At 50.4% G+C, this 23293-nt stretch carries 21 protein-coding genes; 14 read left to right on the top strand and 7 right to left on the bottom strand.

The features are described from left to right. Nucleotides 1-64: 64 nt before the first annotated feature. Nucleotides 65-580: a thiol peroxidase gene (gene tpx / locus DVH26_RS09465; protein WP_239633445.1), complete on the bottom strand. Its 516-nt coding sequence runs from the start codon at nucleotides 578-580 to the stop codon at nucleotides 65-67. Between the two features lie 100 nt (nucleotides 581-680). On the opposite strand from tpx, the gene gltC reads away from it, so the two are divergent. Continuing rightward, nucleotides 681-1574, top strand: a complete 894-nt coding sequence (gltC, locus tag DVH26_RS09470; RefSeq protein ID WP_239633446.1) for a glutamate biosynthesis transcriptional regulator GltC — start codon at nucleotides 681-683, stop codon at nucleotides 1572-1574. A gap of 66 nt (nucleotides 1575-1640) precedes the next feature. On the opposite strand, the gene DVH26_RS09475 is transcribed toward gltC, so the two are convergent. Together DVH26_RS09475 and DVH26_RS09480 are read right to left on the bottom strand one after the other, a co-directional pair. Beyond that, entirely contained in the window at nucleotides 1641-2327 is a 687-nt protein-coding gene (locus DVH26_RS09475) for a zinc metallopeptidase (RefSeq protein ID WP_239633447.1), read from the bottom strand. 20 nt (nucleotides 2328-2347) lie between these two features. Continuing rightward, nucleotides 2348-2779 carry a MerR family transcriptional regulator gene (locus tag DVH26_RS09480; RefSeq protein WP_239633448.1) on the bottom strand — a complete coding sequence of 144 codons (432 nt, stop codon included), beginning with the start codon at nucleotides 2777-2779 and terminating at the stop codon, nucleotides 2348-2350. A gap of 443 nt (nucleotides 2780-3222) precedes the next feature. On the opposite strand from DVH26_RS09480, the gene DVH26_RS09485 reads away from it, so the two are divergent. The 3 genes from DVH26_RS09485 to DVH26_RS09495 are packed head-to-tail and all read left to right on the top strand — an operon-like array spanning nucleotide 3223 to nucleotide 6533. Beyond that, complete coding sequence (locus DVH26_RS09485) at nucleotides 3223-4620, top strand: ammonium transporter (RefSeq protein WP_239633449.1); 1398 nt, start codon at nucleotides 3223-3225, stop codon at nucleotides 4618-4620. 46 nt (nucleotides 4621-4666) lie between these two features. Next, nucleotides 4667-5746, top strand: a complete 1080-nt coding sequence (locus DVH26_RS09490; RefSeq protein ID WP_239633450.1) for a DUF294 nucleotidyltransferase-like domain-containing protein — start codon at nucleotides 4667-4669, stop codon at nucleotides 5744-5746. Between the two features lie 49 nt (nucleotides 5747-5795). Then, nucleotides 5796-6533, top strand: a complete 738-nt coding sequence (locus tag DVH26_RS09495) for an exonuclease domain-containing protein (RefSeq protein ID WP_239633451.1) — start codon at nucleotides 5796-5798, stop codon at nucleotides 6531-6533. A gap of 27 nt (nucleotides 6534-6560) precedes the next feature. On the opposite strand, the gene DVH26_RS09500 is transcribed toward DVH26_RS09495, so the two are convergent. Both DVH26_RS09500 and DVH26_RS09505 read right to left on the bottom strand, forming a co-directional pair. Next, nucleotides 6561-7031: a M67 family metallopeptidase gene (locus DVH26_RS09500; RefSeq protein ID WP_239633452.1), complete on the bottom strand. Its 471-nt coding sequence runs from the start codon at nucleotides 7029-7031 to the stop codon at nucleotides 6561-6563. Nucleotides 7032-7093: 62 nt separating this feature from the next. Continuing rightward, complete coding sequence (locus tag DVH26_RS09505) at nucleotides 7094-8404, bottom strand: MFS transporter (RefSeq protein ID WP_239633453.1); 1311 nt, start codon at nucleotides 8402-8404, stop codon at nucleotides 7094-7096. Nucleotides 8405-8586: 182 nt separating this feature from the next. Between DVH26_RS09505 and DVH26_RS09510 the strand changes: the two genes are divergently transcribed. Next, entirely contained in the window at nucleotides 8587-9123 is a 537-nt protein-coding gene (locus tag DVH26_RS09510; RefSeq protein WP_239633454.1) for a TlpA family protein disulfide reductase, read from the top strand. An 85-nt stretch (nucleotides 9124-9208) separates the two neighbouring features. Here the strand turns inward: DVH26_RS09510 and cimA are convergent, their stop codons facing one another. Then, a complete protein-coding gene (cimA, locus tag DVH26_RS09515) occupies nucleotides 9209-10828 on the bottom strand; it encodes a citramalate synthase (RefSeq protein ID WP_239633455.1) in 1620 nt (539 codons plus the stop codon). 253 nt (nucleotides 10829-11081) lie between these two features. Here cimA and DVH26_RS09520 point away from each other — a divergent pair, with 253 nt between their 5' ends. The 8 genes from DVH26_RS09520 to DVH26_RS09555 all read left to right on the top strand — a co-directional run bounded on the left by DVH26_RS09520 (nucleotide 11082) and on the right by DVH26_RS09555 (nucleotide 21806). Further along, entirely contained in the window at nucleotides 11082-12377 is a 1296-nt protein-coding gene (locus tag DVH26_RS09520) for a DNA polymerase IV (RefSeq protein WP_239633456.1), read from the top strand. Continuing rightward, nucleotides 12374-12886, top strand: coding sequence for a molybdopterin-guanine dinucleotide biosynthesis protein B (gene mobB / locus DVH26_RS09525; RefSeq protein ID WP_239633457.1), 513 nt, complete (start codon nucleotides 12374-12376; stop codon nucleotides 12884-12886). Before DVH26_RS09520 ends, mobB begins: the two co-directional genes overlap by 4 nt. A gap of 104 nt (nucleotides 12887-12990) precedes the next feature. After that, nucleotides 12991-13224, top strand: coding sequence for a ferredoxin (locus DVH26_RS09530; RefSeq protein WP_126141398.1), 234 nt, complete (start codon nucleotides 12991-12993; stop codon nucleotides 13222-13224). A gap of 227 nt (nucleotides 13225-13451) precedes the next feature. After that, nucleotides 13452-15284, top strand: coding sequence for a CHASE2 domain-containing protein (locus DVH26_RS09535; RefSeq protein ID WP_239633458.1), 1833 nt, complete (start codon nucleotides 13452-13454; stop codon nucleotides 15282-15284). Nucleotides 15285-15368: 84 nt separating this feature from the next. Then, complete coding sequence (locus DVH26_RS09540) at nucleotides 15369-17729, top strand: FecR family protein (protein ID WP_239633459.1); 2361 nt, start codon at nucleotides 15369-15371, stop codon at nucleotides 17727-17729. A gap of 28 nt (nucleotides 17730-17757) precedes the next feature. After that, entirely contained in the window at nucleotides 17758-19377 is a 1620-nt protein-coding gene (locus DVH26_RS09545; RefSeq protein ID WP_239633460.1) for a stalk domain-containing protein, read from the top strand. 141 nt (nucleotides 19378-19518) lie between these two features. Then, nucleotides 19519-20256, top strand: a complete 738-nt coding sequence (locus DVH26_RS09550) for an HD-GYP domain-containing protein (protein ID WP_239633461.1) — start codon at nucleotides 19519-19521, stop codon at nucleotides 20254-20256. A 98-nt stretch (nucleotides 20257-20354) separates the two neighbouring features. After that, nucleotides 20355-21806 (top strand): L,D-transpeptidase family protein, encoded by a 1452-nt coding sequence (locus tag DVH26_RS09555; protein ID WP_239633462.1) that lies wholly within the window; start codon nucleotides 20355-20357, stop codon nucleotides 21804-21806. A 74-nt stretch (nucleotides 21807-21880) separates the two neighbouring features. Here the strand turns inward: DVH26_RS09555 and DVH26_RS09560 are convergent, their stop codons facing one another. Further along, complete coding sequence (locus DVH26_RS09560) at nucleotides 21881-22018, bottom strand: hypothetical protein (protein ID WP_239633463.1); 138 nt, start codon at nucleotides 22016-22018, stop codon at nucleotides 21881-21883. Nucleotides 22019-22179: 161 nt separating this feature from the next. On the opposite strand from DVH26_RS09560, the gene DVH26_RS09565 reads away from it, so the two are divergent. Then, nucleotides 22180-23280: a quinone-dependent dihydroorotate dehydrogenase gene (locus DVH26_RS09565; protein WP_239633464.1), complete on the top strand. Its 1101-nt coding sequence runs from the start codon at nucleotides 22180-22182 to the stop codon at nucleotides 23278-23280. Nucleotides 23281-23293: the final 13 nt, after the last annotated feature.

Here is a 23293-nt window from a genome sequence, read left to right on the forward strand (position 1 = left end):
GGCAGAAAAAACAGCGGGGGAAGCGTTGGCTTCTCTCGCTGTTTTTTCTTGAGATGCTATGTAATTAAACGAGCTTTTTTACAGCTTCTACAGCAGCTTCGTAGTTTGGATGCTCTGTCATTTCTTGCAGGTATTCAACGTATTGAACGGTGTCGTTAGCGTCGATAACGAAGATGGATCTCATCAGAAGTTGAATTTCTTTGATCAATACGCCATAAGCTTCACCGAAGGAATGGTTCTTGTAGTCGGACAATGTAATGACTTTATCAATGCCGGCAGCACCGCACCAGCGGGATTGCGCGAAAGGAAGATCCACACTGATTGTCAGCACAACTACGTTATCGCCAAGCTTGGCTGCTTCTTCGTTGAAACGGCGAGTTTGAGCATCACAAACGCCGGTGTCAAGAGAAGGAACAACGCTGATCAGCTTGATTTTGCCTGCATAGTCAGCAAGGGTTGCTTGTTCCATCAGGTTTTTGTTAACTTGGAAGTTAGGAGCTTTGTCCCCTACCTTGATTTCTTGTCCTACTAAGGTAATCGGGTTGCCTTTAAGTGTTGCTCCGGAACGTTCTTGTGCCATGGAATGGGCCTCCTTAATATTCTTAAGAATGATTGGTATTTCACCACAGATTATTATAAACTTTTTAAAAGGAACTTGTCCAATCGGAGGAGACGCGAGAGTGGAATTAAGACAGCTCCAATACTTTGTAAAAGTGGCCAAAAAACAACATGTGACCCAGGCGGCGGAAGAGCTGCATGTAGCCCAATCGGCGGTCAGCAGACAAATTCATCAGCTGGAAGAGGAGCTGGGCGTTTCCTTGTTCGTCCAAAAAGGACGCAATCTGCAGCTAACTCCGGTTGGCAAGCTGTTCTTGCATCGAGCGGAAGGAATATTGGCGGAACTGGAAAGGGCCGTCATAGAAGTACGGGAATTTCTTGATCCGGAAGCGGGTGAAATCCGCATCGGTTTTCCGCATAGCTTGGGTATTTATCTGCTGCCTACGGTAGTAGCCAATTTTCGCCGCACCCATCCGAATGTAAAATTCAGATTGCGGCAGGGAACGTATAACAGCTTGATTCGCGACGTCAAAAACGGCGAGATCGATCTGGCTTTCATTTCGCCGCTTCCGGACAGTCACGAGCATGTTATCGGGGAGCTGCTCCTTCAAGAGGAACTGTATGCCATCGTGCCCCAAGGTCATGTGCTTGCCGATCAACAATCCATTTTTCTCGAACAGCTGAAGGATGAGCCGTTCGTTATGTTCAGTGAAGAATACTCGCTGCGCAACATTGTACTGGAAGCCTGTGCCAAGGCGGGGTTCGTGCCCCGCATCGGGTTTGAGGGCGAAGAGACGGATACGATACGCGGTCTGGTCGCGGCGGGAATGGGTGTCAGTCTTCTGCCGGAGATGGCGTTGACGGAGATCAGCCAGCTTCAGCCGGCGAAGGTGCGCGTCATTGAACCTCAAGTAACGCGAAGCGTCGGATTAATTCATAGATCGGGAGAGAAGCTGCCGCTAGTCGCGGAAGTGTTTCAGCAATATTTGCTCGAATTTTTTGATTGCAAAAAATAGAGCGGCGCAGCCGAAAAAAAGATCGCCCCGCCTGGCCTTGCGGCCGGGTGGGGCGATCTTTCGTAATTAATCTTCATTGCGGTTGGTGAAGATCATGATGTATTTAACAAGCTCGAGCAGCGAGATCAGAGCCGCTGCCACATAGGTTAATGCAGCGGCATTAAGAACTTTGGCTACGCCGCGCTCCTCGTCGTTGGTAATGAAGCCTTCGGCTACCATCAAGTCTCTGGCGCGGTTGCTGGCGTTGAATTCCACCGGCAGCGTAACAAGCTGGAACGCTACAGCGGCGGAGAAGAAGATGATGCCGAGACCGAGCAGGAAGTTAAACTGCTGGAAGAACAAGCCGGCAAGAATAAGGAACGGCGCTACACCCGATGTGATGTTGACCAGCGGGAACATCCGATGGCGCAATGTAAGCATTGGATAGTGTACCTTATGCTGAATGGCATGGCCTACTTCGTGGCAAGCTACGGAAACAGCGGCAATCGAGTTTTCATAGTATACCGGTTCGGACAATCTGACCACACGGTGAATCGGGTCGTAATGGTCGGACAAGCGGCCGGGTACCGGCTCGATCGGTACATCATACAGCCCGTTGGCATCCAGCATGCGTCTAGCTGCCTCGTACCCTGTCATTCCGGAATGTGTCGGGACTTCCGCCCATTTGTTGAACGTCCCTTTCACTCGGAATTGAGCCCACAACGAGAGGGCAAATGCAATGATAATCAAGAAATCCATGGGATGAAAAAACATGGCGGCGACCTCCTTATATATTAGGAAAAGGGACCTTTACCCAATAGCAGCAGCAAGGCTTCAATACACGCAGCGGTATGAGGCGTAAGCATTTTATTAAAATTTTTCAGTTGGGAAGGCTTCAGCTTCTCAAGAATGGGGCTGATCTCCTGAACTTCCTTCTGCAGCTGCTGCAGATGGAGTTGAAGACTGTTCAGTTTGTCCGTTACCATCTCGTCGTGACTTACTTTCGTCCACAACTTTAAATTCGCCTTGATTTCCTCTAAGGTATACTTCTCCCTTTTCATCTTTTCAATACGTTTGAGTCTAGTTAAGGTTTCATCGTTATACAATCGATAATTTGTATCGGACCGCATCTCCGGTTCAATGAGTCCCATCTTCGTATAGTAGTCGATTGTTCTGGGACTGACATTCGTTATGCGAGCCAACTCCCCGATTTTATAAAGCTTCATATCCCCATCGATATCCCCTCCTGTTCTGTAGTACTTCCTTCATAGTATGTATGACCTGAAGGCGTTCTTTAGTCTTTAGTAACAATGATAACTGAAATCAAACCGTACAGTCAAACGTTATGCTTTTAGTAATTGATATAGAAGAGAAAAGGTTGACCAAATATTGAACGGAAGAAAACATGACACGAACGATAACTTTTAAGCTTTAGAGGGAAATGGACAGTTCGTCCGGTTTCGTTAGGTAAAATGACATTGTTTTTAAAGGGATAATCATTATATTGAATTAAAAAACGAATTATGCCTGTTTCATGTCAGGTTATTTTTCGTTTTTTATGAAATTTTAACGAAAATCATATTGTCAAATTTCAAAGCGCTGTATATAATGACATTAAGATTTTCAAATTATGTTATATAATCTAACATTAAGAAGGAAGTGGTCAACCATGTTTAAGAAGTTGCTCCTTTCAACCGGTTTTCTATCTCTGGTCGCACCTGCAATGGCATTTGCGGCGGATGAGAAAACACCTGCCCAGCTGGCTAGTGCTATCGACTCTGTTTGGGTGATGCTCGCAGCTATTCTGGTCATCTTCATGCAAGCCGGTTTTGCCCTTCTTGAGGCGGGATCCACCCGAATGAAAAACGCAGGGCACGTAGCGGGTAAGACCATCTTGACCTTCGGAATTTGTGCAATAGCATTTTGGGCTGTAGGCTTCGGCTTCGCCTTTGGTGACGGAAACAGCTTTATTGGTACAGGAGGGTTCTTCCTTGACGGAACGCAGGAGCAAACGGCTGCTTCCATTAGCTTATTTGCCGAATCGCCGATTCCTATAGGCATCTTGTTCTTGTTCCAGCTGGCGTTTTGCGGTGTATCGCTGGCTATCGCGTGGGGCGGCTTCGCGGAACGCGGCAAGCTTCCGGTGTACTTCATCTTCGGTATTTTGTTCACGGTTCTGATTTATCCGATCGTTGCTCACTGGGTATGGGGCGGCGGCTGGCTCGGTCAATTGGGGATGCAGGACTTTGCCGGTTCGACAGTCGTTCATCTTCAAGGCGCAACGGCAGCTTTGGTGGCCACGCTATTGCTTAAACCGCGGATCGGCAAATACAATAAGGATAAAACGCCTAATTTGATCCCGGGTCACAACCAGGTTTTATCGGTACTCGGCGTTATCATCCTGTGGGTAGGCTGGTTCGGATTCAACGCAGGCTCGACCTTAAGCGCAACAGGAGACGGCTTCTTCGGATATATTGCTTTGACAACGAATTTGGCGGCGGCAGCCGGTGCGGTAGCGGCGCTAATCGTTTCGTGGATGTACTTCGGCAAGGCGGATATTCCTAGTATGCTTAACGGTGTATTGGCCGCACTGGTAGCAATAACGGCAGCATGCGCATTCGTGACTCCAAGAGATGCAATCATTATCGGTGCACTAGCTGGAATCATCACTTTCTTTACGGCTCAATGGTTTGAAAAAGCTGGAATCGACGATCCGATCTACGCATTCTCCGTTCACGGTATTGCCGGTATTTGGGGAACGCTGTCCACAGGTATTTTTGCAACACCGGAGTTAGCGGAAAAAGTTGGAGTCGGTAAAGCTGGCCTATTATACGGCGGCGGCTTGGAGCAATTGGGTGTGCAAGCGCTAGGCGTATTCGGAGCTTTCATCTTCGTACTGGTGCTTTCCTTCATTATTCTCGGTTTGATCAAAGCGACGATCGGGCTGCGGGTTACCGAAGAAGAAGAAATAATCGGTCTGGACCTTTCCGAGCACGGAACGTACGGTTATCCCGAGCAAATGAAGAAATCGGCTCAACAAGGCACGGCCAGCACACAATCGGTATAAGATTCGCAGCTTGGAATGAACCTCATTAGTTTAAAGGAGATGCCCTATGGAACGCCTCGATATGGACATAATTCGAACTGAAATTCAATCGGCCGGAGACATTCATCGGCTCAGGCAATTTCGGGATCAACTGCACGAGGAGTTCGAGCGGCGTCTCCTTCTCTCCAATACATTGGACTGGAATCGTGAACTGAATCTCGTGCATGACTGGTTTATCGCGCAAGCGGTGAAGCTGGCGGAGCACAGCGTTCAGTTGGAAGAAGGGACCGGTGCTCCCGTACCTTATGCTTTTGTCGTATTTGGAAGCGGAGGGCGGGGCGAGCAAACATTGTGGAGCGATCAGGATAACGGTCTGATTTATGATGATATCCCCGATGAAGAGTCAGCTGAAGCGGCTGAGCGATATTTTGCCCTCTTGTCGGAACGAATCAGCACAAGCTTATTGGAGCTAGGCTATCCGCTTTGTGTAGGAGGCGTCATCTGCACGAATCCGAAATGGCGCAAGTCCTCCTCCGGTTACCGGAGTATGATGTTGGATTGGCTTCAGGAGCCGAACTGGGAGCATATCCGCTATCTGCTGATTATGGCCGATATGCGTGCGGTGTACGGCGAGAAGCGCCTCGTCACCCGATTGATGAACGAAATGCTGCAATATGTCGATGTGCATCCGTCTATTCTGGAGCATTTGCTGCACAATACGCTGCATCATAAAATTTCGCTCGGTGTGTTCGGGCAGCTGATAAAAGAAAGATATGGGGAAGATGCCGGAGGCGTAGATATCAAGTACGGCGCTTATATTCCCATCGTGAACGGAATCCGGCTGCTCACCATCGAAGCGGGAGTGGAAGCAACCTCGACGGAAGGCAGAATCGCTGCTCTGCTCGAAGGCGGCTTCGTTGAAGAGGAAATCGCTCACGATTGGCTGGAAGCCCTATCCATCGCCTTGAAGCTGCGTTCCTTGACGCCATTTCAATTGGAAGACGGGCATTACACGACGCGCGGCAAGCTTCCTGGGGACCGGTTGACGAAGGAGCGAACGAGTGAGCTGAAGCTGTGTCTTCGGATAGGGAACGATCTGCAAAAGTATGTTAAAAAAAGCGTACACAAAGAGATAGAGCAAGGTTAGATGAACCCGGGGAGAAACGTTTTCGAAAACTTTAAGGTGGTAATGCGCAATGAAGGACTTGGGACCTGCAGGTAGAATGTGGCATCTGTACCGAACGGGAGGGATTACTTCGGCAATAACCTCCATGTTCGATGTTCAGAGCGCCCAGCAGATGGCTTTCATTAGATCCATGATGAAAGAGCAGCGAAAAAATTCATTGTATGACATCCCGTTAAAGACGGTGGAACTGGTTGTTTTCGACTTGGAAACGACCGGTTTTTCGCCGTATAACGGAGATGAGATCTTGTCATTCGGTGCCGTAGCCGTTTGTGGCGAGCAGCTGATGGAGGATCAGCAATTTTACAGTCTGGTCAACCCTAAACGGCCGATTCCCGACGAGATCGTCCAGCTGACGGGTATCACCAACGAGATGGTGCTGCAAGCTCAGGAGCTGATCGCCGGGCTGCGGGCGTTTCTCGAATTTGCCCAGCAAAAAATATTGGTAGCGCATGGAACCGGTCATGACAAGCATTTTCTGAACGCGGCTTTATGGCGCACTTCCAAGGTGAATTTGTCCCACCGGATGCTCGATACGATGATGATAGCGAAATGGCTGCATCCGAAGTTGGGGCAGTACGATCTCGATACGCTGCTCGAGATGTACGGTATTCCGATAGCCAACAGACATCACGCCCTCGAGGACGCTAAGATGACGGCCCGGCTGTGGGGGATGTTCATGCTGGAAATCCAGGCTCGGGATATTCATACCTTAGGCGATTTGTACGCACATTTAAGCCATCATCAATAACCCCTCTGAATGCGAATAATTCACATTCTAGGGGTTATTTTTTTGCTGCGGTTCATTGTCTGCCAGTTCCCATTCCAGAGGGATGAAACGGGTTCCGGCAGACTTGTCAGCAACGTAACGGTAAGCCTGAAGGTCAGGCTTTTCTAAATCGAGCAGCGACAGGATCCAATGACTCGGCATCTGGTGCCAGGCGGTTAGCAAATCTTCGTTGGACGGAATTGCCGGCGCCAGGGGATGGGAATGGATGATGCCGACGATAATTTCATTATTATTGTCGTTTCTTCTGCTTGCTAAAGGTATCAAGGACGCCGGATCCATCTCAAAGCGTACGGCCGGTTCTTTTGCGACATTGGGCACAGGAGCAAACCTTTTTACCATTATCGTATTCCCATATGCCGCGCCAAATAAAAAGCCGCATGCTTCATGCGGCAGAGTCTGCAAGCAATGATCGACCATAGAAGATCGTACTGCAGGTGTAATGAGTATTTTATCGAACATGATAGCTCTATAACCTCGATTGATTATCTTAAGCTTATTATAACCCGGTTAGAGGGGACGGTTCAACTGACTTTCCCCTCCGGCTTAATAAGGAAGAAGACAAGCCCCAATGTGATAAAAGCCAGAATCGTCACAGTTATAAATACAATCTGGTGAGACATATCCATCATCCAGCTGAACAGAGGCGGGCCGAAGGCAACCCCTAGAAAGCGCAAGCTGTTGTAGATCGAGGTGATCATGCCGCGCTCCTCTTTCTCGACGGAGCCTGTAATCATCGTGTTGAGACAAGGGAGCAAAAGCCCCGTCCCGATACTGCTTAAGGTAAGTAAACCGATCAATACATACAGATTTTTACCCAGAAAGAAGATGCATGTTCCTAACGAAATGACCATAAGTGTCATTCCGATATTCATCAGCCACCTCATCAAAGTGCCGTTTTTCTTGATATTGGAACCTGTCGTGTAGGACGTGACAACCATTCCGAGAAGCGGAATCGCCAGTACCAGACCCTTCATTACTCCGTCGATTTGATATGGGGGCTCCTCCAAAATATCCGATAAATAGAACAGAACGCCGAATAAAATGAAAAGGGCGAGCGAACCGGTGAAAAAGGCGGTAATAAGCCAGCGTCCTTTTTCCTTGAGAATTGTGCCGATTTTATGCAAGTAGGGCTTGAGCTTGGGAGCCGGCTGTTCTTTCTTAGGCTCTTTGAGCAGGAACATCACGGCGAGCAGGGACAACAGACAAAAGGCTGGAAAAGCAAAAAAAGCGGCATACCAGACGATCAGCGCCAATAATGAACCGATTATCGGGCTGACGACTTTTCCTGTTCCGTTGGAAGCCTCGGTTAAGCCGAGCACTTTGCTCTCGGTTCCGCCTTTATACAAGTCTCCGGCGAGAGCCATGGCGATTGAAGCTGTACCGGCTGCCCCCAGGCCTTGAATGGCTCTGGCGATAATGACGATCGTATAGGATTTCCAAACAGCGCCAAAGCCGGCCAGAATGCCAGCCGCTCCGTAAACGATCAATGAGGGAATCATGATTCCTTTACGGGAAAACCGGTCGGACAAATACCCGGACACAGGAATGAATATTCCGGCAGTGAATGAAAAGAGCGTAATGATCAGGCTGCTTTGAAATTTGCTGACGCCAAGCTGTTCCTGCAGCTCAGGAAGAATCGGGACGAGCATGGAGTTGCCTAGTACCAACACAAGTGGTACGCTGGCTATGGCAATAAACTCCCATATAGACCCTTTGGAGCCTCCGGACGTGGTGCCGGTGTCGTCCTTTTTCGTTTTGGACCGCTGAGGCTGCTGATCGTCAATTTCACTTTCGAAGGTGATGTTCAACCTCCGCGATTTTGTCTTTTGCATCTGCAGAAATTCTCCTCTTCAGCTGCGTTATCGTAAATCTAATGTACCCCTTCATGAGAGATGTCATTCTTTCCTTTTCGTTTCCATGGAATTGACGAACTAAGGAGCAAGCTTTTTGGTTACAATGAAATAGATGAGATCAGAGTGCACGTTGAAGACGACTATAGAAAGGGGAGGCAAGTATGAAAAAGAACGTTACGGCCATGCTGCTGGCATTAGGCTTGGTTGCCCTGGCCGTATTTCAATTGGTTGAAACCAATAAGGAAGCGGAAGCCAGTGCTGGATATGCCAAAGAAATGGTATACAATAAGCCGGTTCCCTCATTTACTTTGCAGGGTCTGGACGGGAAGCAATATGCAATTGGCGGAGAGAGAGAGAAGCCCGTAATGATTAATTTCTGGGCATCCTGGTGCGGGCCGTGCCAAGAGGAGGCGCCGGCTCTGAAGAGCGTATATGACAAGTATGGTGACCGGTTCGACCTGTATGCCGTTAATGTCACACGTCAGGACCGTATGGCTGACGTCCAGGCATTTGTCAAGCAGAACGGGTTCTCGTTCCCGATTCTTCTGGATAAAGAGGGGAAAACGGCGGAGATGTACCGGATCTTGTTCGTGCCGACCAGCTTCCTGATCGACCGCCACGGCAAGCTGCAGGAGGTCATTCACGTGCTGCCTCCGGATCAGCTCGAGAAGCGTATCCAAAGGCTTATCCAAAGCTGAATAAAATGAAAAAAGCCGCTTCATCAGGAAGGCTCCTGCTTGAAGCGGCGTCTTTGTTTTTGAACGCTAACTCTCGCTGCTTAGATTAATGATTTACAAGTCCGACGCGTTCCTTGTGATCATCGGAATGCACGATAGCTCTGGCTTTGCCGATTAACGCGTACCGGATACTGTCGATAAGCGCATCCCAGCTCGCTTCGATGACGTTGCCGGAAACGCCGACCGTGCTCCACGAGCCGGAAGAATCCGTCGTTTCGATCAAGACGCGTACCTTCGCCGCGGTAGTGTCCTTCTCATCGAGTACGCGAACTTTGTAATCGCTGAGGTACATAGACTGCAGAGCAGGGTAATACTGCTGCAGGCATTTGCGCAGAGCGTTATCGAGCGCGTTGACCGGACCGTTGCCTTCGGCTGCGTTATATACGGTCTCTCCGTTAATCGTAAGCTTGACGATCGCTTCCGTAATAACCGGCTGATTCGCGTTTTTGACGACCATAATTTTGAACGAATCCAGCGTGAACGCTTCTTCCAGCTTCCCGTATGCATTACGGATCAACAGCTCCAGGGTGGCGTCGGCGCCTTCGAACTGGAAGCCTTGATGCTCCATTTCCTTGATCTGTTCAATAAGCTGCTTGGTCTGCTGATTGTTCGTATCGAAATCAAGACCCAGCTCTTGCGCCTTGAAAACGAGGTTGCTCTGCCCGGCAAGCTCGGACACAAGGACGCGCTGCTTGTTGCCTACAAGCTCCGGCTCGATGTGCTCGTACGTGCTGGAGTTGCGAAGGATGGCGGACACATGGATTCCGCCTTTGTGCGCGAATGCGGCGGAGCCGACATACGGCTGATTGACAGGCAGATGCATGTTGGCGATCTCGCTGACATAGCGGGCGACGCTGCTCAGGCTGGCGAGCTGCTCTGCGCTGACACACTCATAATCAAGCTTTAATTGAAGATTCGGGATGATGGACACCAGATTCGCGTTGCCGCATCTTTCGCCGAATCCGTTGATCGTGCCTTGCACTTGCGTGGCGCCGGCCATTACTGCCGCGAGGCTGTTGGCGACACCGAGCTCACAGTCGTTATGGGCGTGAATGCCGATCGGAGTGGAAATCGCCTGTCTCACGGTCGTTACGATCTGAGTGACCTCATGCGGCAGCGAACCGCCGTTCGTATCGCACAGAACGATCCAGTCCGCTCCGGCTTCCTCCGCTTTTTTGATCGTTTGCAGAGCGTATTCGGAATTGTTCTTGTAGCCGTCAAAAAAATGCTCCGCATCATAGATGACTTCCAATCCGTGGCTCTTCAAATATTTGACCGAATCGTAGATCATGGCCAGATTCTCTTCAAGCGTCGTTTGAATGGCTTGATGCACGTGGAAGTCCCACGATTTGCCGAAAATCGTTGCGACCGGAACGCCAACCTCCAGAATCCGGTTTAGGTTCATATCGTTCTCCGGAAGCGTGTCTTTGCGGCGCGTGCTGCCGAAAGCCGTTACTTTGGCATTTTTCAAATCAAGCTCTTTCACGCGGGTGAAAAATTCAATATCCTTGTTGTTGCTGCCTGGCCAGCCGCCTTCAATATAGTGAATCCCAAGAGAGTCGAGCTTGCGGGCAATTTTCATTTTGTCTTCGACGGATAAGCTGATGCCTTCGCCTTGCGTGCCGTCTCTTAGAGTAGTGTCAAAGATTTTTACGGAAGTAGCCATGGATAGTCCTCCTGAATCATACTAAGCTTGCTCAAAATATAATTAATTATTATATCACACTCATCCGGAAGAAGGATAATATTTTCAAAAATGAATGGATTGTGAAGGCTTCGGCTTGACCCTCCTTCTATGCAATTGTATGCTGAATTTATATCTTTCAAAACGGGATTCTGTATCGAAAGAAGAATAGAGTACCTGAATTCGGGGGATGCGCTATGCAGAATCGAAGCGACATTATCGGATCGGTGGGCTTATGAACCAAGATAATACAAATGCATATCCTGTGAAGGGAAGAGTGATTCTTCATATCGATATGAACGCATTTTATTGCTCTGTTCACGAAGCGGTCGAGCCCGAGATCTATAAAGGGAAGCCAACGGCTGTAGCGGGCAGCGTCGAGCTGAGAAAAGGCATCATCGTAACTTGCTCCTACGCAGCAAGAGCCCGAGGCATTAAGACCGGCATGCTCGTCGGTCAAGCGCTGAAGCAGTGTCCCGAGCTGCTGCTGATCCGGCCTGATTTTGATCTGTACTGGCAGTTTTCCAGGCGTTTCATGAACATTGCTTATGAGTTTTCGCCGCTGGTGGAAGCAATGTCCATCGATGAATGCTATGTCGACATCACCGGCTCGAAGCAGTTCGGCACTCCAGTCCATATTGCTGAGACTATTCAGAGACGCATTCGCGAGGAGCTGCTGCTTCCGTGCTCGATCGGGATTGCTCCCAATAAGCTGCTGGCCAAAATGGCGTCGGATATGAAGAAGCCAAACGGCATATCGATTTTGCGGAAAAGAGATGTACCGAATGTGCTGTGGAACCGCCCTTGTGCTGAATTGTACGGAATCGGAGCCAAAACGGCTGATAAGCTGAAGCGGTTGAACATTCATACGCTCGGGCAGCTGGCCCATGCGAACGAGAAGCTGCTGACAGAGCAGTTCGGGGTTATGGGGGCCACGTTGAAGCGCTCGGCTAACGGGGAGGACGAATCTCCAGTACAGACGGAGCATGAGCAGAGCAAATCCATTGGCCACACAACGACTTTGCCGACGAATTTTACGGAGCGATCCGACATTCATCGAGTGTTTCTGAATTTGGCCGACCAGGTGGGAAGACGGCTGCGCAGGCAAAAGCTTATCGCCCATACGGTACAAATCACGATTCGTGATCCGGACATGAAGACGATAACGAGAGCATCCAAGCTCAATGCGCCGACGGAAAACCGGGAGGACATTTACCATGCCGCCTGCAAGCTGTTCGAAGACCATTGGCCTTCGGGCAAGCCCGTCCGTCTGCTCGGCATCACGCTGCAGCATTTGCTGGCCAAGGACGAGGTGCCTGTTCAACTGGACCTGTTTGACTACAAGAAGCAGCCGGCCAAGGAAAAGCTGAATCAAGCAATGGATGCGCTGAGAGACAAATTCGGAGAGCACGCGATTCTGACGGCGGGTATGCTCGGAGACGACCCGTCGACCTTGATTCGCAATCATAAGGCGCGGGGGACATCGCTTCAGATGGACCATTTGAAACGCAAACCGTTGGGGGATGAATGACATTGACACCTGTGATAGGCTTTGCCGGCTATTCGGACAGCGGCAAAACAACGCTAATAGCCAAGCTGGTTCATTGCTTCCAGCTTCAAGGCCTTCGTACCGGGGTAATTAAACATGACGGTCATGGGCATTATAAAGAGGTCGCGGGGACGGATTCCTCGAAGTACAAGGAAGCGGGGGCGGGAGTGACTGTCGTCCTTTCACCGGATGGCTATACGTCGTTCGTCAGAAAGCCGCTCACCCTTGAACGGATGATAACCGAGCTGCAGATGCATGAGCTCGACATCGTTTTGGTAGAAGGCTTTAAGCAAGGAATGCATGATCAGATTGCCTTGTACCGAAGCTCTGAGCAGAGCGGTATTTTATCGGTATTACCAAAGCCTCCCATCGCAGTGGTAGCTCCAAGTCAATTTCACGACAGCGTTATCGGGTCCATCCCGTTTTTCGAACCTGATGATGTCGATTTGATCGCTGAATTTATCGCTCGGCATGTAAGAGAAAAAGGCTGAATGTTCCGGCAGGACAGACTTTCTATTTGAACTTTTGCCGGTTTTATATTATATTTTAGGATGAGATCACAATTGAGTAACAACTCTAGGGAGGAAAATTAAAAATGGCAAAATACACTTTTGTTGACAAAGACACCTGTATCGCATGTGGAGCCTGTGGCGCAACCGCTCCTGACATTTATGACTACGACGATGAGGGCTTGGCTGAAGTTATTTTCGACGGCGACGGCAACAAAGGCGTAACCGAAATTCCTGAAGACCTGTACGACGATCTTCAAGATGCACAAGACGGCTGCCCTACGGATTCCATCAAAGTGGCTGACAGCCCGTTCAACTAATAGCTTCATTGTCATCCGGCATCCGGCTATTATACAGATAACAACAGAAAGCTTCATTATTAGGTATTTAGGCCTAGTAATGGAGTTTTTTTGCGTCTGCAGACACTTTCTCGTTTTATCATGCTGTTGCATAGGCCAATAGGTGTGTGTTTACAAAAAACTTTATGTAGTTAATAAAATAATGTGGTAATATTAGGTACGAAAACGTGGGGGCCGGAGGGACGAGGATGATGAAAAATGTCAGGAAATCTGCCGTTATCGCAATCGGAAATGCGATTATCGTATTGTTATGCTTCATTTTTATAACAGTAGGTCTTTGGAAGGTATTGTCGAATAGTGCTTTTGACTTTAATTTGAAGCAATCTATGTCAGGCGAACCGCATGAGGACATCGTAGTTGTCGGAATCGATACGGAATCGATCAAATCCGTAGGCCCGTATCCTTGGGACCGTAAGGTTTACGCCGAGCTGATCCGCAAGCTGGAGCAAGCCGGAGCTAAGGTGATAGGCTTCGATATCGAGTTTTACTCGGAAAGCAGCAATCCGCAAAGCGATAAGCTGTTCGCCGAGGAGATGTCTAAATATAAAAATATCGTTCTGCCATCGCACGCGAACGTTGAAGGTGACTTCAGCCGTTCCACTACAGTAAAGGAAGGCGAGCTGATAACGGCGCGCAGCATCGAGCAGCCTATTTCGGCATTGCGCCAGTATGCCAACAGAGCTCATATCAACGCGGCTATCGACTCGGATGGAGTCATAAGGACGAATTGGCTGCAGATCAACACGCCCGAAGGCGTGTTCCCGACGCTTGGATTGGCGATGGCTCAGCTGGCTGGCGTCAATGTAGATAAATACATCCACAGCGAGCCTTTACCCAACCGGCCCCGGTCGGAAATGTACATTAAATGGGATGCCAAGGAATTGAACTTTGAAACGGTTCCTTTCGCCCGTGTGCTTAACGGTTCGATTCCTCCCGATACGTTCAAGGACCGGCTCGTATTGGTAGGCTATACGGCACCCGGCTCCGATGAAGGCAGCACTTCGGTCGAGCGTCATATGCACCTGGTTTATGCACATGCCAACATATTGAATCAAATCTTGAAGCAGCAGTGGATTCAGCCGACGAGCAGCCTAGTAACCCTTTCCATAGCGATCGTCATGATCCTGTTGTTCGGATTCCTTACCTGGAGATTGAAGCCGATTATCGGGATTGTGACCGTGTTCATCGTATCGGCGCTGATGATCCTGCTGCAATATATGACGTTTGCCTATAGCGATATCTACATAGATACCATCGGCGCAGTCGCAAGCGGTCTCATCTCGTATTTGGGCAATATTGCCATGAAAACGTATTTTGAAACGAAGCAAAAAAATTACATCACGAAGCAGTTCGGACGTTATATTTCACCGGATCTTGTCAAGGAGATCGCCAAAAACGACTCGGAAATCAAGCTGGGGGGCATATCTAAGGACTTGTCCATTTTGTTCCTCGATGTCCGCGGCTTCACTCCGCTGTCGGAGAAGCTCAAGCCCGAGGAAGTGGTTGATTTTCTGAACATGATGTTCAACTTGATCACCGAGAGGGCGCTGCACAATCACGGAACGATCGACAAGTTCATAGGGGATGCGGCCATGATCCTGTACAACGCGCCGCTGGACGTCCCTAACCATCCTTATTATGCGGTTAAGACGGCGTTCGAGATTCAGAAGGGGATGGAGAAAGTGCGTAAGGACGTGCTGGACAAATACGGCGTGACGATTAGCGTAGGGATCGGCATCAACACGGGGAACGTCGTTGTCGGTAACATCGGCTCCTACCTGCGTGTCGATTATACGGCCATCGGAGATAACGTCAATACGGCGGCGAGAATCGAATCCAGTACAAGCGCTAACCAGATCCTCGTATCCGAATCGACCTATGAGCTGACGAAAGACGATTTTGATTACGAATATGCCGGAGAAAAGCTTATGAAAGGGAAAAGCGTTCCTTTGAAGCTGTTCGAGGTGAAAGGCATCAAGCAAGCCCCGGCCAGCCAAAAGAATCGGGGAAAGGTGTCATAAATCGCCAATTTTTGCATTGCCATCCTAAGGCTGCCCTTTTACAATAAATAGTATATAGAATGATAGATTGAGAGGAGATTGTTCGTGGGTGCTGTGATACGGAAAGGAAGGCGCGGGAGACGATCTAATGCATCGTTGTTTGTCGTTTTTTGCATGTTATTTTCCATGATCTTTACGGTAGGCGCTCCAGCCGCAATGGCCAAATCGACCCGTGCCGCCATCGTTGTCGAGGTCAACGGGGACGTGAGCGTACGCAAGGCGGGGGGCTCGAAGTCCTACACCGCTTATGAGGATATGAGCTTGAACCAGGGGGATTACATCGTTACGGGGGCTTCCTCATCCGTAGTTCTGAGAACGGCGGACCAGGACGATGAAATTACTGTCGGGGAGCACTCCGAAGTATCTCTATCCGAGCTGGCGAATCAAGGCGGCGGCAAAACCTCCAAGTTCAAAATGTGGGCCGGTTCGGCGTGGATGAAAGTAAAAAGCCTCGTCAGCTCGGAGGATGATTTCGAGATTGAAACGCCGACGGCGGTTATGGGCGTGAGAGGAACTTCCTTGTTTACAATGGTAAACAAGGATACCGGGACGACAACAATGCTTGTGACTGCAGGCATCGTTAGAGTGCAGTCCAACGTTGCAGCGGGGAACGGGGGAACTCAAGGCAGCCATACGACGTTGTACCCTTCTCAGCAAATTAATCTGGACTCCAGAACGCAAACGCCGGATTTAAGAGCAGCTGTTAATTATGCCAATGTAGATCAAATAGTAAATCTCGCGTCTCCAAGAGTTCTGGAATCCATCCTTCGCGGAACGCAAGAAATTCAAAAAGAAAATGATGATATAAAAAAGAAGCTGAGCGAAGGTTTGCAAAATTCAGATTCCAAGCCCGGCGATAACGGGATCTTGAAAATTCAGTCTGTGGATGATTTGAACAAGATATCGGGTAACTTCGATAAATTAATTGCATTGATTGCTAAAGAAGCGATCGACGCAAAGAAAATCGACCAAAAGCTGCTCGATCAGGTGAATCAAGCGATTTCCGACCCGCTCAAAAAGATCGATCTAACCAAAGTGGAAGGGCTCGACATGACGGCGGGAGTAGATCCTGAGGTTGAAAAGCTTAAGCAAACGCTGCAGCAGCAACAGCAACAAAGCATTGCGGCAAAGGAAAATGCCGAGCTCGCTCGTTTGATGCAGTCGATTTTGTCTTTGCTTGCCAAGATCAAGGAACAAAAAGCTGCCATGGATGCTGCTAACAAAAAGGCGCTGCAGGAAGCGAATGAACAAGCGATTTCTTCTTTTATAGCTACATTGTCGGCTGAACAGCTCAAACAATTCCAGGCGAACCAGTCGAAGAATGAGTCCGGTACGGGTTCGCAGCCTGCAACACCGCCTGCAGCTGGCGGGGGAGGAGGCGGAGGTTCAAGCTCCGGCTCGAGAAACGAACGGCCTGCGGCTCCGGCCTTGATCAGCCCGTCTACGGCAACGACTTCGTTTAATCCTGCAGCCGTAACGCTGCGAGCGCCTGCCGACACTACCATCCAAGTATTCCATGGCAGTGAACTTGTAGGCTCGGCTCCGGGAAACGGTGGCCAGGACGTGCGAATACCGTTGAAGCTTTTATCTGAAGGAAGCTATGATTTAACGGCGCAAACGCTGCGGATGGGAAGAACTAGTGACACCATCCCGATCCCTTCCATCACGATTTCGGACGCACCCATCCTGATCAGCCCGGCATCGGAGCTCGTTACGAATTCTCCGGCCATCGTAGTGAAAGCTCCGCTCAATACCGACGTGGTTGTGTTGAACGGGGGAACGCAGATTGCCAAAGCGGCCGGAAAAGGAGCCCAAGAGGAAGTAACGATTCCGCTTCCGCAGTTAGGTACGGACGGAGTGGCCGTGTACGATAAATTAACGGTCGTGACGGAACGAACCGGCTGGAGATCAAAGGAAGTATCCATTCCGAAGATAACGGTGGATCGTTCCATGGGAATCCAGCTGAAGTCGGCTACCCGCCAAAACGATACGGTGAATGTGCAGCTGACGATGAAAAACTTCGTGGACGCCAAATCGATATATGCGGCTGAAGTGCACCTGGGTTATGATAACCGGTTAAGCTATATGGGCGACGGCACCGTTGCCCGCAACAAGGATGCCGTATTCGGCTCGCAGCCTGAAAGCGTTGAGGTGTTGAAGCAATCGGCCGCTAGTGCCGGCACGGAGCTGGTGTATGCTGCGACTAACTTTGCCGCGAACGGTTCCGCCGGAGCTATTTCCGTGAGAGGGGAACAGCCGCTCGTTACTATTCCGTTAATCTTTACAGGCTCGGATTGGAATCAATTGAAGATGAAATTGTTCTATTATAAAGTCGTAGACAAGAACGGGAATGTCATTGCGGAACTCAAATTGACGGATAACCCTATTGAAATTCCGGTCCAATAATCGATCATAGAGGAGATCATGAAGGAGTATGAAAACATCGGTAAAACTGTTCGCCGCGTCCATCATGGCAGCTAGCTTGCTTGGAGGAGCGACGAGCTCTTGGGCGGCTTCCGCCCTATCCCAAGACAGCTTAAAAGCGGACAACGGTCAAATCATGACGGACATCTCCACATTTGCCGGGATTGGCGATAACGGCAGCTTGAATGAGGAGAAGCTGAAAGCAACCTTCCGCAGCCCATATGGACTGCTGCTTTTGCAGGACGGAACGCTCCTCGTTTCCGATTCCAGGAATCATTTGCTCCGAAGCGTTTCCGGTAATAAAGTTACCAAGGCAGCCGGTCTTGTGATAGGAAAAGACGAGAAAGGGTTCCCGATGGGAGGCCTTCTCGACGGGACACCGGACAGGTCTGTCTTTGATGCGCCGGCCGGACTTGCAGCCGATGCCAAGGGCAACGTCTATGTGGCGGATAGCGCCAATCATGCGATTCGTAAGCTCGATAGCGCCGGGAATGTGACGACATTGGCCGGCAGCGGCCTCATCGGAAGCAAGGATGCTGCCGGATCGGAGGCGTCGTTCTACAGCCCGCAGGATGTAGCGGTTGCCCCTAACGGGACCGTGTATGTTGCCGATACGCTGAACCATACGATACGCAGTATAAGTCCCGAGGGGAAAGTAACTACGCTTACAGCCCCGTCCAAACGTGCTGTGGAGGTCACTCCGGGGCAAGTCGTATGGGGTGGCGATTACTTGGATGGAACGATCGCCGAATCCAAATTTAACGAGCCGTCCGGATTGGTTATCGATGCCAAGGGTAATCTATATATAAGCGATTCAGGAAATCAGCGTATCCGCTATATGGATTTTGGCACTGGGAAAGTGACGACGGTGGCCGGAGGCGGCTCATCCGAAAGCGGTACGCCTTACGGCAAAACCGATTTGTACGTTCCCGGCGATTTTTCCGACGGTGCCGCTCTGACAGCGAGATTCGATTATCCGATGGGTATTGCACTGACGGACGAAGGCGGGCTGCTCATTGCCGATAGTATGAACCATTCCATTCGTTACTTATATAATGACAATGTCGTTACACTGGCCGGGGATGCCAATCAAAGACCGGGAGAGCTGGACGGCATCGAACGGTCGGCTCAGTTCCAAAAACCGAGGGATGTCGCCGTATCACCGGATGGAACGATATATATTGCCGATGCTTATAACAACAAAATTCGTCAAATGAAGCTGTTCCGCTTGCCGGAGAGTTTGCCTAAGGACGATCAGGTGAAGGTCGTTATCGGATCCAACGTCGTCGAGTTTGACGCTCAGCCCGAGATCGCCAACGGTCGGACGATGGTGCCGGTTCGGATCATTGCCGAAGCGCTCGGCTACAAAGTAGGCTTTGAGGAAGCGAACCGCAGCGTTCAATTATCCAAAGGCGATGTTACCATCGAGCTGTACCTCGACAAGACCGGAATCAAGACCATGGAGAATCAGAAGCAGGCTGTAACCAAGGAAACCGATGCGGCGCCTTATTTGAAGCAAGAACGCACCTATGTACCGGTTCGTTTTTTTGCAGAGGAAATCGGTCTGGATGTACAATGGGATCAGGACTCACGAACGGCGATTTTACGGGAGAAAGCAATCGTCCGATAATTTTATCGGGAATATGATGGACGCTCGGACCTATTCTGGGATGGAGGCACTGCACTCTTTCGCCGAATAGGTCCTTTTCTTGAATAGAGGAGAGACTAATGCAAGAACATTAGATGCCCTAGAGGCGGGAGGCGAAACCCGGTGTCCGACTTACAGCAGCTGCTCAGCAAAATAGCGGAATTGGAGAAACGGAATCATGAGCTTTCACTCATGTTGGAATCGGCATATGAGCTGCGAAGCGAAATGACCGAACAGCAGCATCCTGTATCTATGAGCGTTATTTACTCTCTTGTGCTGGCACTTGACTCCAGAGATCCTTACACAGCTGGGCATTCGTCCAGAGTCGCCCTGTACTCCTTATGGATTGCCAGAGAGCTGGGGCTTCCTGAAGAGGAATGCAGACACTTCCATCGGGCGGCTATCATGCATGATATCGGCAAAATCGGCGTGCCCGACAGGGTGCTGTTGAAATCGGACAGCTTGAATGACGAAGAATTCGAGATCATGATTTCCCATACCGTGATCGGTGCGAGAATTTTATCCCGGATGGAACCGGAGGAGCGCATGCTTCAAGCAACCGAGGTGGCCAAATACCATCATGAGAAAATGGACGGCACCGGCTATCCGGAAGGACTCCGCGGTGATAACATCCCATTCTTTGCCCGGATCGTAGCGGTTGCGGACGCCTTCGACGCCATGACTACAGATAGGCCGTATGCCAAAGGGCGCAGCTATCGTGAGGGAGTGGATGAAATCATCCGCTGCAAAGGGTCTCATTTTGACCCGGTGGTCGTGGAAGCATTCGAATCCGTAATGAAGAAGCGCGGCTACTTGGAAGGACACCATCATCGTCATCTGCAGGAAGCCGACGTCGATTGAGGCTAAGCCTACAGCTGGATCCGCACTCGTTCACTTCCCCTTTAAAAAAACGGCTCGGCTGCCGATATTAGTGGGAGAAGGTGGAAGAAGGGATCGGCGTGAAACCGAAGGACCATGACGAGCAGCTGCGTCAATTTTTTCAACACTCGATGGACAACCCGCTCTATTTGAAAAAATATGTTCGGGAGCATCCTGCCAATAAAATGGCCTGGTACTTGCTCGGGAGAGAGTATGAAGCTCAAGGCAAGAAGGGTAAAGCTCTCTATTGCTATACCCAGGCCGGGGAAATATATGAAGCGTTCGAAAATCAGACGATTCAGGTTTCGCCTGAATCGGAACAATCGCTGCGGCAATGGGAGAGGCAAGGCAAGCGGAATCAAAGGCGTCAGCGCGGCCGTTTGGCTGCTATTGGGCTGCTGCTGTTAGCGGGAGTGCTGTATGCGCCCGAGTTCCATGATCCTCATCTGCCGAAGGCGGAGAGCCGAATCACCGAGCTGCCGGACGGAGTAACGCCTGCCCAGGTGCAGGAGACGAAGGTATATTATATTGCAGGCCCGAAAAGCAAGGAGAACGCGGCCGCAGCGCTCCAGGAGATGCTGCTGAAGGAGCGGGTGAACAGCTACGCGATTTTGGCGCACGGTCAATCGATGGGCGATGCGCGATGGATATCGTGGCTCCGCTCGCCGGACATTCTCTTGTCTGTGGAAGGGAAGCAGGATGCCGCGCTGCAGCAAATCCAATATCATGACGCGGAGAGCTGCTCCTGTCAGCCTACGGAAGCGAGCAAGCCGAAGGCGATCTACGGCGCTTGGGCTGCTCAAAGGGAGCAGGAGCTGGTGCTCCGGTCCGCTTTAGCCGCCTACGAAGCCAAGCACGGGAAGCCGCCGGAATCATTGCGGAAGCTGAATGAGCCTTATCCGGGCAATATGCTGCCTGGAGTCACTCCGTATATGGAGCAGCTGTATGAGGAGCTCGCAGGAAGTCCGGAGAAAGCCGGGCTGCCGGAGACTTCTGCACCAGCATCCAATCCTGCATCCGCTCCAGGCGCGGCGCCTGCATCGGCTGACCAGCCGTCTGTTAGCACCGGCGGTTTGATCAAACCATTGACGGAGCCGCTTCGAATCGTCGTTGATAAACAAAATCATCGACTGGCGGTAGTCAGCGGACAGGTTATCGTCAGAAATTATCCGGTAGGTCTGGGGGCCGAACGAACGCCCGAGGGCACGTTCCAAATATCGGAGAAAGTAAGGAACCCGAACGGCAAATCCAACGGCGAGTTCGGCAGCAGAGGGATGACCTTGTCCGATACGCTGTACGCGATTCACGGGACGAATCAGCCGGCAAGCATTGAAAAAGACAAATCGCTCGGCTGCATCCGGATGCTGAAGGAGGATGTGGAGGAGCTGTTCGATATGGTGCCGATGGGAACGTCCGTGACGATAGGCAAGAGACTTCTCCCCGTAGACATCCAGCGAAGCGAGCCGGTATTCCGGCTGCCCGCCTCAACGGAGGAAACGAATCCGGGTAAAGTATACAAATGGCTGAACTAATAGGAGAAGCAGCACCTGGCGTTATGCGGGGGCTGCTTTTTTATCAACCATTCGATTACATTGTAATAAAGCGCTTACGAATTAAAAATGAGCAGAACGATCATAAGAATTACGACAACGCCGAAGATGGAGCTTACCCAAATAATCCGCTTTTTATTTACCGTATCGTTCGGCTTGCGCTGCTGCAAATACGTAGGTTTTTTTCTCTGCATAGGAACCCGCCCTGCCTTTTTCATAGATTTATGAATATTCTATCATATTGCAGCCGGTTGAGAACATCATTTTGCCTGGCTTGTCCTCTTTATTTTTCGGGCATAAAACGATAAACTGTTCAAGTAGAGCAACTTTAGAGAACGGTTAGGGGAGAGCAGGCATGTTGTATAAGAAGATAGCAAAACCGGTGCTTTTTCGGATGGATCCGGAGAAAGCGCACCATTTGACCATAGACGGGCTACATACGGTAGGCAAGCTGCCGGGCGGCAAGGCGTTGTTGAATGGAATGTACGGGGTTCCGAATTACTCCGAGCTGGAGACGACTCTATGGGGCATCCGTTTCCGTAATCCGGTCGGCTTGGCGGCAGGACTTGATAAAAATGCGAAGGCGGTTCCTGGGTTTTCCAGTATCGGTCTCGGCTTTATGGAGGTAGGTACCGTGACTCCGAAGCCGCAGCCGGGCAACGAGCTTCCAAGGTTGTTCCGCTTGCCGGAGGACGGGGCGCTGATCAACCGGATGGGCTTCAACAATGTCGGCATCGAGACGATGGCCGAGCACTTGCGTGAAGCGGGAGCTCATACGATACCGGTGGCGGTGAATATCGGCAAAAACAAAGTAACGCCCAACGAACAAGCTGAGGAGGATTATCGGGCTTGCATTCGGGGCTTATATGCATATGGCGACTTCTTCGTTGTTAATATCAGCTCGCCGAACACGCCGGACCTGCGCAACCTTCAACACGGGGACGACTTGTCGCGACTTCTGGCGGCCGTAAAGGAAGAAATGAAGCTGCAGCAGCAAAAGCACGGAGGAGCCGAGAAGCCGATTTTAGTTAAAATCGCACCGGATCTTGAATCCGAGGAAGTCGCTTATATGGTGCAAACGATAGTGAACAGCGGCGTTTCCGGCATCATAGCATCGAATACTACGATTTCAAGAGCGGGGCTAACCCATAAGCATAAAGGAGAGACCGGCGGGTTGAGCGGCATGCCGCTTACGGAACGCTCCACGAAGCTTGTGCACGACATTTACGCAGCAACGCAGGGCAAGCTTCCGATTATTGGTTCCGGGGGTATATTTACCGCCGAGGACGCCTACGCCAAAATTTGTGCCGGTGCCAGTCTGGTAGAGGTTTATACTGCGCTGATCTATGAAGGACCCGGTTTGATCCGGAGCTTGAACGAAGGGTTGAGAGCATTGCTGCGCCGGGACGGCTTCAAGCATATAGCGGACGCGGTCGGTTCAGCCCACAGACGCTAGTAGGAATGGAGGA

Source organism: Paenibacillus sp. H1-7 (assembly GCF_022354825.1).
Classification (GTDB): domain Bacteria; phylum Bacillota; class Bacilli; order Paenibacillales; family NBRC-103111; genus Paenibacillus_S.